Below are 14,346 nucleotides of genomic sequence, written 5' to 3' on the forward strand. Positions count from 1 at the left end.
TTGCTTCCGGGTTCGTCAGGCGGCGGGGGATTCGCGCAGGGTCGCGGTGGCGGCGATGTCGAGCGCGCCGTCATCGGTCAGCGCCACGCCGTAGGCACTGCGCGCCGCCTCACGGCCGAGATAGCCCAGTCGCACGTCGCGGGCGACGGCCTGCGCATCGCGACGCTTCGGGTCGCCCCAACCGCCGCCGCCCGGCGTCTCCAGCCGCACCCGCTGGCCGTCGCGGATCTTCACATCGGTGACCTTGGACGCGAGCGGCGGCGATTTCTCGCCTTCGTCACTCTGCCAGCTGAAGCGGTTCAGTGCCGCAGGGTTGCCGCCGGCGACGCCGAACGGCGCGAAGACGCCGCGCTCGCCCAGCAGGAAGACGTCGGCGTCGGTCAGCGCCTCGATCTCATAGACCGCACCCAGCCCGCCGCGATGCAGGCCGGCCCCGGCGGAGTCCGGACGCAGCGCCCATTGGGTGAACATCACCGGATAAGCGGCCTCCAGGATTTCCACCGGCGGGATGGTGGCGGTGGAGATCGGGTTGTTGGCGTGGTTCAGCCCGTCCGTCTCCGGATTGCCGCCCAGCCCGCCGCCGAAGAAGGAGAACATGACCCAGCGCGAGCCGTCCTTGCGGTGACCGGCCAGCGACAGCGCGTTGATGGTACCGAAGGGGGCGGCGGTGGCGCGGGCCGGATCGGCAAGCGCCAGCGCGCCGAACACCACGCCGATCACGCGCAGGATCGTCTCGGTATAGCCGCCGACCGGCTTGGGCGGCTTGACCGCCAGCAGCGTGCTTTCCGGGATGACGAAGGTGATCGGGTTGAGGCAGCCGGCATTGGCCGGCACGTCGGTGAAGACATGCTTCAGCGCGACGTAGCAGCAGGCCACCGCGGTGGAATAGGCGATGTTCAGCGGCCCGGCGCAGGGCGCCGATGAGCGCGAGAAGTCGAGCGTCATCCGGTCGCCGGCGATTGTCAGGTCCAGCGCGATGCGCAGCCGGTCCGCCGTGATGCCGTCATTGTCCAGATAATCCTCGAAGCTGTAGACGCCGTCCGGCAGCTTGGACACGGCGCTGCGCATCAGCGCGTCGGCCCGCGCGGTGAAGGCGTCGAAGGCGGCGGAGACCGTCTCCTCGCCATGCTCGTCCAGCAGCTCCGTCAGGCGGCGCACGCCCAGATCCAGCGCGTTCAGCTGGCCGTTCAGGTCGCCGTAATTCGACACCGGCACGCGGGAATTGGCGGCGAGAATCGCCAGAAGGTCATGGTTCATCACGCCGGCCCTGACCAGCTTCACCGGCGGAATGCGCACGCCCTCCTGGAAGCTGTCGGTGGCGCGGGCGTTGAAGTTGCCCGGCACATTGCCGCCGATGTCGAGCCAGTGGCCGACCGACGCCATCCAGCAGAACAGCCGCCCCTGGCGGAAGATCGGCCGCACCAGACGGAAATCGTTCAGATGGGTGCCGCCGTCATAGGGATCGTTGAACAGGAAGATGTCGTCGGGATGGAGATCGCCCTCCTTCGCCACCTTGTCGATCACCGCCTTGACGGCGAAGGCCATGGCGCCGACAAAGATCGGCAGGCCGTTGGTGCCCTGCACCAGCGTGGCGCCGGTCTCGGCATGATAGAGGCCGTGGCAGGCGTCGCGCGCCTCGGCGATGATCGGGTTGAAGGCGGAGCGGTAGAGTGTGGCGTCCATCTCGTCGGCGATCTGCTCCAGCCGGCCCTTCAGGACGGCGAGCGTGACGGGATCGATTGCTGCGGTTTTCGTGGTCATGCTGCGTCCTCCCGCATGGCGGGTGAAAAGTCCTTGTAGGTCTCGCCGAGCGCCAGCATCTCCGGCGTGCCGATCAGCTCGTTCAGCGCGTTGAAGTCGAACATGCGGTCGCGGAAGGGCTGGGTCGTGCCGTGCTGCGCCAGCGAGCCGTAATAGTCCTGCGCCTGCCGGGCGAGCGCCCGCACGATTCCGCCGGGGAAGATCACCAGCCGGTAGCCCAGTTCGCCCAACTCGGCGGCGGAGCTGATCGGCGTCTGTCCCCCTTCCACCATGTTCGCCAGCAGCGGACGGATGCCGCCCAGGTCGGTGGCGATGGCGGACAGCTGCTCCCGGCTCTTCGGCGCCTCGACGAACAGCACGTCGGCACCGGCCTCGACATAGAGCCGGGCGCGGTCCAGCGCCGCCGAAACGCCTTCCACCGCCACCGCGTCGGTGCGGGCGACGATCAGGGTGTTCCCGTTGGCGCGGGCATCGACCGCCGCCTTGATCTTCCCGGCCATCTCACCGGCCGGGATCACCGCCTTGTCGGTCAGGTGGCCGCAGCGCTTGGGAAAGCTCTGGTCCTCAAGCTGCAAGGCGGTGGCGCCGGCCCGCTCGAACATGCGCACGGTGCGCTGCACGTTCAGCGCGTTGCCGTATCCGGTGTCGGCATCGACGATCAGCGGTGTCGGCACCCGGTCGCGCACCAGGGCGATGGTGTCGGCCACCTCGCTGACCGAAACCAGCCCGATATCGGGCCGGCCGAGCCGGGTATAGGCGATGGCGGCGCCCGACAGATAGAGTGCCTCGAACCCGGCGGCGGCGGCCATCGAAGCGGTGAAGGCGTCATAGACGCCGGGCGCCAGGACGACACGGTCCTGGGCCAGTCGGTCCCGGAAACTGATGCTGGGGACGGTCATGTCAAGCGCTCCCCCGGCGGCGCCACGCGAAGCCGTCGCGGCGCCACAGGGTCAGGGTTGGAAGATGTCGGGAGAGGGCCGGAGCGCGCATCGCTCACAGTCCCAGATAGGTGCGTTTCAATTCGGGGTCGCGCGCGATCTCGTCGGACGGTCCCGACAGCGCGAAGACGCCGTTTTCGAGGATGTAGGCCCGGCGGGCGACCTCCAGCGACTGGACGACGTTCTGCTCCACCAGCAGGATCGCCAGACCGTCGGCGTTCAGCTTGCGGATCAGCCCGAACATCTCCTCCACCACCAGGGGCGAGAGACCGAGCGACGGCTCGTCGAGGATCAGCAGGCGCGGTTCGGCCATCATGCCGCGGCCGATCGCCAGCATCTGCTGTTCGCCGCCGGAGAGCGTGCCGGCGAACTGGCCTTCGCGCTCCTTCAGGCGGGGGAAGGTGGCGAAGATGCGCTCCAGGTTCCGCGCCCGGTTCGGCTTGCCGCGCCGATAGCTGCCGAGTTCCAGATTCTCGCGGATCGACAGGTTGGGGAAGATCTTGCGGCCCTCCGGCACCTGGATCAGCCCCTCCTCGACGATGCGGGCGGCGGATTTGCCGTCGATGCGGGTGCCGCCGAAGCGGATCTCGCCGGTCCAGGGCGGCAGCACGCCCGACAGCACCTTGTTCAGCGTCGTCTTGCCGACGCCGTTGGAGCCGAGCACGGTGACGATCTCGCCGGCATGGACGGCCATGTCGATGCCGCGCAGCACCTCGGTGGCGCCATAGCCGGTCCTCAGGCCACGGATTTCCAGAAGCTGCTCAGCCATGGGCCGCCCCCTCCGCCTTCAGCCGGGCGGCGGCGCCATGGCCGAGATAGGCCTCGATCACGCGGGTGTCGGCGCAGACGACGGCGGGCGGCCCCTCGGCGATCATGCGGCCCTGTGCCAACACATAGACGCGCTCGCACAGGTTCATCACCGCCTGCATGACGTGTTCGATCATCAGGATCGTCACCCCTTCGTCGCGGATACTCCGGATCACCGGGATGATGTCGCGGATCTCCGACGGGTTGAGACCGGCCAGTACCTCGTCCAGCAGCAGAAGCTTCGGTTCGGTGGCGAGCGCGCGGGCCAGTTCCAGCCGCTTGCGCCCGGCCACCGTCAGTCCGCCGGCCGGCCGGTCCAGCTCGCTCCCCAGCCCGACGCGGCGGGCCACGTCGCGCGCCTTGGCGGTGGCGTCGGCGCGCCTGGCATGGCGCAGATAGGCGCCGACCGCGATGTTCTCGCACACCGTCAGCCCGGCGAAGGGCTGGACGATCTGGAAGGTGCGGCCGATGCCACGTTCCGCCCGGCGGTGCGGCTCCTCGGCGGTGATGTCGGTGCCCTCGAAGCGGATGCGCCCGTCGGTCGGCGCGACGAAGCCGGAGATCATCGAGAACAGCGTGGTCTTGCCGGCACCGTTCGGGCCGATCAGCCCGATGATGCCGCCGGGTTGCAAGGACAGCGTCGCGCTGTCCACCGCCATCAGCCCGCCGAACCGCTTGGAAACGCTCTCAACGGCCAGCATGGGAAACCTCCTTGGGTCCGCGCGTGACCATCCTGCGGCTACGGTCGCGCAGCCGCTCCAGCAGGCCGAGGATGCCGCCGCGGGCGAAGGCCACGGCCAGCACCAGCACGCCGCCGAAGACGATCAGGTCGATGCCGGGAATGCGGCCGGCGAACTGCTTGGCGACCTCACCCAGCCCGTGCAGGGTCAGCGCCCCGACCACCGGGCCGAAGACGGTGCCGACCCCGCCGATGATCGGGGCCAGCAGAAGCTCCACCGAAATCCAGCTGCCATAGGCGATGTTGGCGTCGATGTAGAGGAAGTATTGCGCATAGAGGCAGCCGGACAGCGCCGTGACCCCGCCGGACAGGGCGATGGCGCGCAGCTTGACCCGAAGGGAATTGACGCCCAGCGCCTTGGCCGCATCCTCGTTCTCGCGCACCGCCACCAGCTGCGCCCCGAAGCGGGAGCGCTGGATCCAGCGGGTCAGCAGCAGAACCGCGACCACGAAGGCCAGCACCAGCCAATAGAAGACCGTCCGGTCGGCGAATTGCAGGTTGGCGGGGCGCACATCGAGCTTGATCAGCAGGCCCGCCGCGCCGCCGGTGAAGGAGGCGGCGTTGGCGAGGATGCGGAACACCTCGGCGAAGGCCAGCGTCACCAGCGCGAAGTAGGAGCCGCGCAGGCCCGACCGGAAGCTGAGAAAGCCGATGACCCAGCCGACCACGGCGCCGGCAACCGTCGCCAGCATCAGCCCGGCCCAGGCGTTGACGCCATAGCGCAGTTGCAGAATCGCCGTCACATAGGCGCCGGTGCCGAAGAAGGCGGCGTGGCCGAAGCTGAACTGGCCGCCGAAGCCGCCCAGGATGTTCCAGCCCTGCGCCCCAAGCGCGACGATCAACATGAAGACCAGGAAATTCAGCACCGGGCTGGAGGTCACGACCAGCGGCAGCAGCGCCGCCAGAATGGTCAGGACGGCGATCGGGATCAGGTCGCGCGCGGTCATGCCTTGGCTCCGAACAGTCCGGTCGGCCGCACCAGCAGCACGGCGATGAAGATCAGGAAGATGCCGATCTGGCCCAGGCTGTCGCCCAGGAACAGGCCGCACAGGCTCTCCACCACACCGATGAACAGTCCGCCCAGCAGCGCGCCGGGCAGCGAGCCCATGCCGCCCAGCACCACCACGGTGAAGGCGACCAGCACGAAGGCGCCGCCGATGCGCGGGTTGACGTAGAAGGTCGGCATCAGCAGACCCGCCGCGACGGCAAGACAGGCGCAGCCCAGCCCGAAAGTGACGGCATAGACATGCGGCACGTCGATGCCGACCAGATTGGCGCCCAGCTTCTCCTTGGCGACCGCACGGATCGCCTTGCCGGTATCGGTGCGGTTCAGCACCAGCCACAAGAGACCGGTGACCACCACCGCCACCCCAAGCCCGATCAGGCGCGGGTAGCTGAGCAGCAGCGGCCCCAGCGCCACCACCTGGAAGGAATAGTCGGTGTCGAGCGTGCGGGTATCCGACTGGAACAACGCCAGCAGCACATTCTCCAGCACGATGGACAGGCCCAGCGTAACCAGCAGGATGTTACCATCATCACCATGGCTGGCCGGCCCGATGACGAAGCGTTGCAGGCCGTAGCCGAGGACGAACATCAACGGCACCAGCGGCAGGATGGCGAGATAGGGGTCCATACCGAGCACCGCCCAGGCGATCCAGACCGCGAACATCGCGCAGGTCAAAAGCGCGCCATGGGCGAAGTTGATGATGTGGAGCACGCCGTAAATCAAAGTCAGGCCAAGCGCGATCAGGGCATAGACCGCACCGGTCATCAGACCGTTCAGCGCCGCTTCCAGAATGATCTGAGGGGAATACATGGCAGCCCGCGCATGAGGGGAATGGTCCCCTCACCCGCACCGGGTCTGCCGGCTTGCGGCCTCCCGGACGGGTGGGGGAATGCGGAGGTGCGACGGCGAAAGAACCGGTCAGGCCGCCGGGAAGTTGGCCTTCGCCTCGGCGAACGCGTCGGGGAAGATCACTTTGATGTCCTCGCCCTGGATCTGGGTGTTGATCGGGGTGGCGCCTTCGTTCTGACCGTTGACGAACTTGGTCGGGCCGTAGGGCATGATGTGGCCGTCGAAGGTGGAGGCGTTCAGCGCCTCGATGATCTTCTTGCGGTCGGTCGAGGCCGCGCGCTCGATGGCGTCGGCCAGCAGCAGCACGTTCGAGTAATTCAGCGAGACATTGTAGGCGAAGGACTTGCCCTGCCCTTCCACCGCCTTGCGCAGGGCCAGCGCCTTCGGGTTCTTCGGATCGTGCCAGTGGTTGCAGTCGATGACGTTCTGCGCCGCCTGCGGGAACTCCTTGACGAAGCGGCCGTTCGACGCCGCCCCGCCCAGGATGGCGTAGATGCCCTTCGGCTTGATGCGCTGCTGCTGCATGGTGCGGGCGAGCAGCACGAACTCGCCATAGTAGTTCGACGGGATCACCAGATCGGGGTTCAGCGAGCGGATGCGCAGCGCCACATTGGACATGTCGCGCGCCGGCGTCGGGTGGGCGATGGTCTCCAGGACCTCGAAGCCGCGCTTGGGCAGTTCGGCCTGCAACAGCTTGGCGAGGCCGGAGCCGAACAACCCATCCTCATGCACCAGGACGACGGTCCTGGCCGGCTTGTCCGCCTTATCGTTGATGGCGGTCAGGTTGTCGAGCGCCACCTGCGTGACCTTGCCGAAACCGGGGCTGAAGCGGAAGGTGTTGGTCAGGCCGCGCGCCATGATCTGGTCCGACACGCCGACGTCGACCAGATAAGGCAGGTCATAGCGTGCTGCCGCCTGCGAGGCGGCAAGGCAGATTGGGCTGGCGAAGCCGCCGACGATGGCGGAAACACCTTCGGCCTGCATGCGCTCGACCTCCTGCGTGCCGGCCTCGGGGGTGGAGCGGGCGTCGCCGAAGACCATTTCCAGTTTTGCGCCGCCGAGCGATTTGATGCCACCGGCCCCGTTGATCTCGTTGATCGCCATCTCCGCACCGGCGCGGCCGAGATCGCCGTCATGGGCAAGCGCACCGGTCACCGGCTGGAGAATGCCGATCTTCACCACCGGGGTCTGCGCCCGCAGCGCCGACGGTGCGGCAAAGGGCAGTGTCGTCACCGCGGCCGCCGCTGCACCGGCCTTCAGCACCGTGCGGCGGGAAATGCCCAAGAGGATGGAGTCCTGAACCGAACGTCCCATACGCTCAACTCCTCTGTTTGATGACCCGCGGGGCGCGGGTGGGCTTTTCGCCCGATTTGTTTTTGTCGGTTTTGCTTTTTTCGGCCTTGCTCTTGTCCTGGCCGCGCGGCCAGCCGAGCGCCGGGCTCCAACGCCGCTCGCCGTCGCTGCCGGTGCGCACCAGATCCATGTGGAAGCTGTAGCGGTCGGGCCGGTACAGCGCGTGGAGATGCTCCACGCCACGGCCCGACGGCTCGTAGACGATGCGGGTCAGGGTCAGCAGCGGCGACCCGATCTCCAGGTCCAGTGCGGTCGCCGCCTCAGGGCCGGCGAGCGTGGCGTTGATCGCCTGGGTCGCGCGCTCCGTCGTCACGCCCGACCGCTCGATCAGTTCCAGCAATGGACGAGCCGCCAATTCGGCCTCAGAATAGGTCAGGCCGATCCATTCCGGCACATGGGTGGTCAAATAGGAAAAGGGCTCCCCATCGATCAGACGCACGCGCACCGACCGCTGAACCCGCTCGCCCGGTTTCAGTCCGAGGCTCTCGGCAATCTGGTCCGAGGGAACGCCGTAACCGAATGACAGCAGCTTCACATCGGTGCTGCGGCCCATGTCGATCAGGTGCGACAGCACGTTCGACAGATCGGCGACGATCGGCCGGACGGCGCGCCTGTCATGGACGAAGGTGCCCGATCCGGCCTTGCGCTGAACCAGCCCTTCCTTTTCCAGCAGATCCAGCGCCCGGCGCACGGTGACCCGCGACACCGCATGTTCGGCCGCCAGCGCCGGTTCGCCCGGCAGCCGCCCGCCCGGCGGCAGCTCGCCGGCGACGATGCGGTCGCGCAGCAGCAGATAGATCCTGCGCGCCTTCAGAGGTTCGACCGCCGACTTCACAGCACTCCGCCTCCCCGTCCACTGGAAACCGCCCAACCAGGAACCAAAGCTGTCCACTCACCAGACAGGAACCTGTATGATATATAATACAGCTTTGGTCAATGGCGATGTTGGGGGAGCGGACGATCGAGGTCGGAATCCAAAGGCCCTGACGCAAGGGAGCCGTCACTCCGCCGCTTCGCCGTAGGCGTTCGCCCTTGGGATGGCGGTCGACGCGACATGCAGGATGCGCTGCGGGAACGGGATGGCGATCTCCAACTCGTTGAAGCGCTTCTTCATCCGGCCGTTGAACTCGCGGCCGACAGTCCATTGCTGGATCGGCAAGGTCTTGATGCGGGCCTTCACCAGGACGGCGGATTCCTGGAAGGCGTCGATCCCCAGCACCTCCAGCGGTTCCAGGATCAGCGGCGCGAAGCGCGGGTCGGCGCGCAGCCCTGCCCCAATCTCGTGCAGCACCGACACCACGCGGTCGACATCCTCGCGATAGGCCACGGTGACGTCGAAGACGTAATAGCTGAAGTCCTTGGTCATGTTGGAAATGCTGGTCACCGCGCTGAACGGCACGGTGTGGACGGTTCCATCGAAATCACGCAGGCGGATGGTGCGGATGGTGATGCCCTCCACCAGACCGCCCTTTCCGCCGACATTCACCACGTCGCCGATCGAGATCGTGTCCTCGAACAGGATGAACAGGCCTGTGATGACGTCCTTCACCAGTGTCTGGGCACCGAAGCCGACGGCAAGCCCGACCACGCCGGCACCGGCCAGCAACGGCCCGATGTCCAGCCCCAGTTCCGACAGGGCGATCAGCGTCACGAAGGTGGTCAGCAGCACCATCAGCGCGTTGCGCAGCAGGGGCAGCAGGGTGCGTATCCGCGCGCTGCGCTGGATGGTGTGGCCATGGCGATCGGTGGTGGCGAGAGTCCGCTCGATGACAACATTCGTCAGCTCCCACACGGCAAGCGCGATGGCCCCCACCAGCAGAATGGCGAGGCTGGAGCCGATGAGCCGCCAGCCAAGGGCAGTTTCCAGCGCCCCGCGCACGTTCAGTCCCCAGGCATCCAGCACCACCAGTCCGGTCACCATCACGACCGACCAGTGCATCAGCCGGGTGCCCGGCCCGACATAGCGCTTGATGCGCTGGTCGCCCCAGGTCGAGTGCTGGCGATCCAGACGACGACGCAGCGCACTGGAGCCCCGGGCGATTCCGCGCCCGACGATCCGCGCAATCGCGATCACCGCCAGCGATACGGCGGTCGCCCGCAGGACGAACCACAACCCGCCTTCGACATCCAGTGCCCAGATGACGAACAGGGCGACGATGTAGAGGATGGCAACGGCATGCCAGACATTGGCGAGACGCCGGCCGGCGGCGCGCAGAAGGCGGCCGGGCCGCGTCATCCTCGCGGCGGGCGGCACCGCCCGCCCCTGCTCCGGCCCGCCCTGCTCTGGAACAGACGGAGCGGCCGAGATCTCCCCGCGCAGCCAGGAGGCCACGGCGACCCGGCTTCGCAGGACCAGGACGGTCAGCATGATCGCATCGGCAAGCCCGACCAGCTTCACCAGCGTGTCGTAGGACTGCTCCGGCAGCCCCAGCGTCCGCGCCGTCCCGGCAGCGAACAGGCCGTAGACGGTGGAGGAGGCGATGGCCCGGCTCCACACCAGCAGACGACGTGCCGACGCGTCACTGATCGCGATCAGCCGCAGATTGGTCGAGCGCGGGGACAGCAGCCCACGCATCACCAGCAGCACCACCTGCACAAAGAGGCTGGCATTCAGGAAAGCGACGCCCAGCAACCGGACAGCCGCCGGCGGGTCGATCAGCACCAGCACGCCGAAGCCGGCAAAGGCGAAGGCGGCGATCGGCGCGAGGTCCATCATGGCGCGGACCAGCAGCAGCGGCACCTTGGCAATCGCGGACCGGAAAGGCCGCGCCGCCAGGATCGACCGCGGCCGGCTCAGCAGCCGTGTCGTGATCAACCTGACGCTGTGCCCGGCGAGGAGGACGAGGGCGAGTTCGGCGAACAGCCACGCCCAGGTTGCCTGCCGTGCCGGGTCCAGCACCTGCCGCTGCAACCAGCGCATTCCCTGCGGCGCGTTCAGCACCACCTCTCCCGTTGTCCGGACCTCCTCCCCCAGATTGTCCAGACGCGCCGACAGGACGGTCAGCAGACGGGTGCCGAGCCCTTCGGTCTCCCGTTCGGGCTTGAACGCCTGTTCGGCCTGCTGCAAGGCCCTCAACTGGTTCAGCAGTTCCTCGCGCTTCGCCGGGCTTTCCAGCGAGTCGATCAGGCGTCCGATTTCTTTCGGATTTGGGTCCGCCGCCGCAGTTGCCGCTGAACCTGTCGCGGGAACCGGTGTCGGCAGCGGTGACTGCGCGGAGGCCGGACCGGCCGAGGCAAGAAGCGACATGCCGGCGGAGACGAGATAGAACAGGATGATGACGACGCCGGACGTCCACCGGCAACGGTTTGCGGACGCTGACGCGCTGCATACGGCAAAAACCATGGGCTCCTGAAACGTTGGATTGGCAATCCGCCGACAACAGGACGGGTAGGCAGATCGTCACGCTGCGCCACGGGTCTGCGACGGCATACACCATAGGCAAGCCTACGGCCGCAGAGAATCCCGAACGGGCGTCACCGGACGGAGAGAACGGCTGGCGTCGGATCAATTCGATTTCGTTGTCGCTGAAATCGCAACCATGCGCTTTTTGTTTTCAGTCCCGGCGGTCTATCCCTTCGTCAGAGGCAGAGGAGCCGGGTTGCCAGAGAGTGCGGCGCAAGCCAGGATTGGCGGAAGTCCGGCATTGCAAAGCCTCGGATCGAACCATCGGTGAAGGCCGTCCGTGAGGGAAGACACCACCATGACCATTCCACCCAGTGAGCAAGTGCAGCTTGTGGCCTATCTCGTCGCCAAGCCGGGCCAGGAGCAGGCGCTGGCCGACGCCATCACCGCCATTGTGCCGGACGTGCTGAAGGAACCCGGCTGCCTCGCCTACGCCGCCCATGTCAGCCGCGAGAAGCCCGGCACCGTCGTGATGTACGAGATCTGGCAGGATCAGGCCGCACTCGACACCCATGCCAAGGCCGCGGCCTTTACCGCCCTCGCCGCGCAGTTCGACACGCTGTTGGGCGAACCGCTGCGCATCGACCTGTTGCGCCGCATCGCCTGATCGGTCCTGCCGGTCAGGGCACGCCCACCGCCGGCTTGCCAAGGCTCGTGCGTGCCGCATCGAGAATCTCTGCCGACAGGGCAGGATCGTCGACGGCACGCGCGAGGATCAGGGCGCCGACCATCCCCGACAGTGTGGCGAGCGCCGTCCTGCGCCTCGCCTCTGCCGAACGGCAGGGAATCAGGCGGTCCAGCACATTCAGAAAGGGCCGCAGCCCGCGGGTAAAGGCGCTACGCGCCACCCCGCCCTGCCGCGCGGCGTCGATGCCAAGTGCGGCGATCGGACAGCCGGCGGCGCTGTGGTCACGGTGGCGGACCGACAGATAGCTGTCCAGCAGGGCCGCCAGCGCATCAGCACCCTGCGTTTCCGCTGTCCGTCCCCAACGCTCCGCCGCCATACCCATTGCATGGGCACAGGCCTCCGCCGCCAGATCCTCCTTGGACGCAAACTGGCCATAGAAGCCGCCATGGGTCAGGCCGGCCTCCTTCATCAGGTCGGCGACGCCGATTCCATTGAATCCGCGCTCGCGGAACAGCGCACTCGCCACCTCGACAACCCGGCGCCGGTTCTCCGCCGCCTGCTCCTTGCTCACCCGCATGTTCCGCCTTCCCTGACTGTCTCCACATTGCGACCGGAGACCATTGACAAATTATATGACGTTCATCATCAATTATGCAAACATGACGTTCATCATTTAATTGACGGCCCAGCCGGGCTGCCGATCCGGAGACCGCGACCATGCCGAATGCTTCAAATCAGGATCCCGTCGTCATCGTGTCTGCCGTCCGCACGCCACTCGGGCGCTTCCAGGGGGATTTGTCGGCTCTGCCGGCCACCACGCTCGGCGCCCGCGCCATTGCTGCAGCGGTTGAGCGTGCCGGATTGTCGCCTGCCAGCGTCGACGAGTTGCTGTTCGGCTGCGTCCTGCCGGCCGGACAGGGGCAGGCACCAGCCCGGCAGGCGACGCGCGGCGCCGGGCTGCCCGATGCGACCGGAGCCACCACGATCAACAAGGTCTGCGGGTCGGGCATGAAGGCGACCATGCTCGCCCACGACCTGATCCGCGCCGGGTCGGCCGACATCATGGTGGCCGGCGGCATGGAGTCGATGACCAACGCCCCCTACCTGCTGGCGAAGGCCCGCGGCGGCTACCGCATCGGCCATGACCGGCTGCTGGACCACATGATGCTGGACGGGCTGGAGGACGCCTATGAAGGCGGCCGCGCCATGGGCGATTTCGGCGAGGCGACGGCCGATGCCTATGGCTTCACCCGCGCCGAGCAGGACGCCTATGCGGCCAGGACGCTGACCCGCGCCCGCGCGGCGGTCGAAAGCGGAGCCTTCACAGCCGAGATTGTGCCCGTCGCGGTTCCTGCCAAAGGCGGGGAGCGGATGGTCGAGCAGGACGAGAACCCGCTGAAGGTCTCCCCCGACAAGATCCCGGCACTGAAGCCGGCCTTCCGCCGGGATGGGACGATCACCGCAGCCAGTTCGTCGGCCAATGCCGACGGCGCCGCAGCCCTGGTCCTGACCCGGCGATCGGTGGCCGAGGCCGCCGGACTGCCGATCCTGGCCGCGATCCGTGGCCACGCCACCCACAGCCAGGACCCGGCCTGGTTCACCACCGCGCCGATCCCGGCGATCCGGAAACTGCTGGACAAGATTGGCTGGTCGGTGGGCGACGTCGACCTGTTCGAGATCAACGAGGCCTTCGCCGTCGTCGCCATGGCGGCCCAGCGCGACCTGGGCATCGATCCCGACCGGCTTAACGTCAATGGCGGGGCCTGCGCGCTCGGCCACCCGATCGGTGCCACCGGGGCGCGGCTGATCGTGACCCTGCTGCATGCCCTGGCGGCGCGCGGGCTGACGCGAGGCATCGCCTCCCTGTGCATCGGCGGCGGCGAGGCTACGGCGATCGCCATCGAACGGGTGGGCTGAGCCGCCCGGACGGGCGTTTCTCAGCCGGCACCCTCCCGGTTCAGCCGGCGCGCCATGGTGTCCAGGAACAGACGCACGCGCGTCGGCAGCTGCCGTTGGGAGGGGAAGAGGGCACAGACCGGTGCGGGGGCGCCGTGCCAGTCCGGCAGCACCCGCCGCAGCCGGCCGGCGGCCAGATCGTCCTGAACGTCGATCTGCGACTTCCATATCAGGCCGCAGCCGGCAAGCGCCCAATCCTGGGCGATGTCGCCATTGTCGCTGCGCAGGCGGGAAGCGGTGTCCACCTCCGCCACCGCACCACCGGGGCCGATCAGGCGCCAGCGACCACCGGTGCCGCGATACTGGATGCAATCGTGGTCCTCCAGTTCTTCCGGTGAGACCGGCCAGCCGCGGCGATCCAGATAGGCCGGCGCGCCGACCACGATGCGGTGGTTGTCGGCCAACCGGCGCATGACCAGCGTCGACTCCTTCGGCGCGCCGATCCGCACCACCACATCCATCCCCTCGTCGATCAAATCCATCATCCGGTCGGTCAGGCACAGATCGACGGAGATCCGGGGGTGGGCTTCGACAAGCTCGCGGCAGACCGGGCCGACATGCATGCGCCCCAGTGCCGCCGGCGCTCCCACCCGCAGAATGCCCTGCGGTTCGACGCGGCCGTGGCTCAACACCTCTTCCGCCTCCGCGATCTCGGCGAGGATACGCTGGGCATGCCGGTACAGCCGTTGCCCCTCCTCCGTCAGGGCAAGCCGCCGGGTGCTGCGGGCGACCAGCCGCGTGTCGGTCCGCCGCTCCAAAGACGCCAGCCGCTTGCTGACCACGCTCAGCGCCAGATTCATCTCGCGCCCGGCGGCCGACAGACTGCCTGCGGCGGCGATGCGGACGAAGGTGCGAAGCTCGTTGATGTCGTCCAGCATAAGCGCTGCATTCTTTCCATTTGGTGGA

The 14,346-nt window shown here is 67.7% G+C and carries 13 protein-coding genes; 2 read left to right on the forward strand and 11 right to left on the reverse strand.

From position 1 onward, the window contains the following. Nucleotides 1–15: 15 nt before the first annotated feature. The 9 genes from E6C72_RS21335 to E6C72_RS21375 form a co-directional block, all read right to left on the reverse strand. Nucleotides 16–1,761: a hydantoinase B/oxoprolinase family protein gene (locus E6C72_RS21335; RefSeq protein WP_109084687.1), complete on the reverse strand. Its 1,746-nt coding sequence runs from the start codon at nucleotides 1,759–1,761 to the stop codon at nucleotides 16–18. Then, a complete protein-coding gene (locus tag E6C72_RS21340) occupies nucleotides 1,758–2,660 on the reverse strand; it encodes an oxaloacetate decarboxylase (protein WP_199228704.1) in 903 nt (300 codons plus the stop codon). Before E6C72_RS21340 ends, E6C72_RS21335 begins: the two co-directional genes overlap by 4 nt. Before the next feature lie 94 nt (nucleotides 2,661–2,754). After that, the gene (locus tag E6C72_RS21345; protein ID WP_109084686.1) at nucleotides 2,755–3,468 is read right to left on the reverse strand and encodes an ABC transporter ATP-binding protein; all 714 of its coding nucleotides are present in this window, start codon (nucleotides 3,466–3,468) and stop codon (nucleotides 2,755–2,757) included. Further along, complete coding sequence (locus tag E6C72_RS21350) at nucleotides 3,461–4,207, reverse strand: ABC transporter ATP-binding protein (protein ID WP_109084685.1); 747 nt, start codon at nucleotides 4,205–4,207, stop codon at nucleotides 3,461–3,463. Before E6C72_RS21350 ends, E6C72_RS21345 begins: the two co-directional genes overlap by 8 nt. Continuing rightward, nucleotides 4,194–5,192: a branched-chain amino acid ABC transporter permease gene (locus E6C72_RS21355; RefSeq protein ID WP_109084684.1), complete on the reverse strand. Its 999-nt coding sequence runs from the start codon at nucleotides 5,190–5,192 to the stop codon at nucleotides 4,194–4,196. Before E6C72_RS21355 ends, E6C72_RS21350 begins: the two co-directional genes overlap by 14 nt. After that, on the reverse strand, nucleotides 5,189–6,061 hold the full coding sequence (locus E6C72_RS21360; RefSeq protein ID WP_109084683.1) for a branched-chain amino acid ABC transporter permease: 873 nt from the start codon (nucleotides 6,059–6,061) through the stop codon (nucleotides 5,189–5,191). The genes E6C72_RS21355 and E6C72_RS21360 overlap by 4 nt, the downstream gene beginning before the upstream one ends. 108 nt (nucleotides 6,062–6,169) lie before the next feature. Beyond that, nucleotides 6,170–7,414, reverse strand: coding sequence for an ABC transporter substrate-binding protein (locus E6C72_RS21365; RefSeq protein ID WP_109084682.1), 1,245 nt, complete (start codon nucleotides 7,412–7,414; stop codon nucleotides 6,170–6,172). A 4-nt stretch (nucleotides 7,415–7,418) separates the two neighbouring features. Continuing rightward, the gene (locus E6C72_RS21370; protein ID WP_109084681.1) at nucleotides 7,419–8,288 is read right to left on the reverse strand and encodes a GntR family transcriptional regulator; all 870 of its coding nucleotides are present in this window, start codon (nucleotides 8,286–8,288) and stop codon (nucleotides 7,419–7,421) included. Nucleotides 8,289–8,453: 165 nt separating this feature from the next. Further along, nucleotides 8,454–10,796 carry a mechanosensitive ion channel domain-containing protein gene (locus tag E6C72_RS21375; RefSeq protein WP_109084680.1) on the reverse strand — a complete coding sequence of 781 codons (2,343 nt, stop codon included), beginning with the start codon at nucleotides 10,794–10,796 and terminating at the stop codon, nucleotides 8,454–8,456. A gap of 358 nt (nucleotides 10,797–11,154) precedes the next feature. On the opposite strand from E6C72_RS21375, the gene E6C72_RS21380 reads away from it, so the two are divergent. Continuing rightward, nucleotides 11,155–11,463, forward strand: a complete 309-nt coding sequence (locus tag E6C72_RS21380; RefSeq protein ID WP_109084679.1) for a putative quinol monooxygenase — start codon at nucleotides 11,155–11,157, stop codon at nucleotides 11,461–11,463. A gap of 13 nt (nucleotides 11,464–11,476) precedes the next feature. Here E6C72_RS21380 and E6C72_RS21385 read toward each other — a convergent pair whose 3' ends face one another. Next, complete coding sequence (locus E6C72_RS21385; protein ID WP_109084678.1) at nucleotides 11,477–12,061, reverse strand: TetR/AcrR family transcriptional regulator; 585 nt, start codon at nucleotides 12,059–12,061, stop codon at nucleotides 11,477–11,479. Between the two features lie 140 nt (nucleotides 12,062–12,201). Here E6C72_RS21385 and E6C72_RS21390 point away from each other — a divergent pair, with 140 nt between their 5' ends. Beyond that, a complete protein-coding gene (locus tag E6C72_RS21390; protein WP_109084677.1) occupies nucleotides 12,202–13,401 on the forward strand; it encodes an acetyl-CoA C-acyltransferase in 1,200 nt (399 codons plus the stop codon). Nucleotides 13,402–13,421: 20 nt separating this feature from the next. Here E6C72_RS21390 and E6C72_RS21395 read toward each other — a convergent pair whose 3' ends face one another. Beyond that, entirely contained in the window at nucleotides 13,422–14,318 is an 897-nt protein-coding gene (locus E6C72_RS21395; protein WP_109084676.1) for a LysR family transcriptional regulator, read from the reverse strand. Nucleotides 14,319–14,346 lie beyond the last annotated feature (28 nt).

It is taken from the genome of Azospirillum sp. TSH100 (genome assembly GCF_004923295.1).
GTDB lineage: Bacteria > Pseudomonadota > Alphaproteobacteria > Azospirillales > Azospirillaceae > Azospirillum.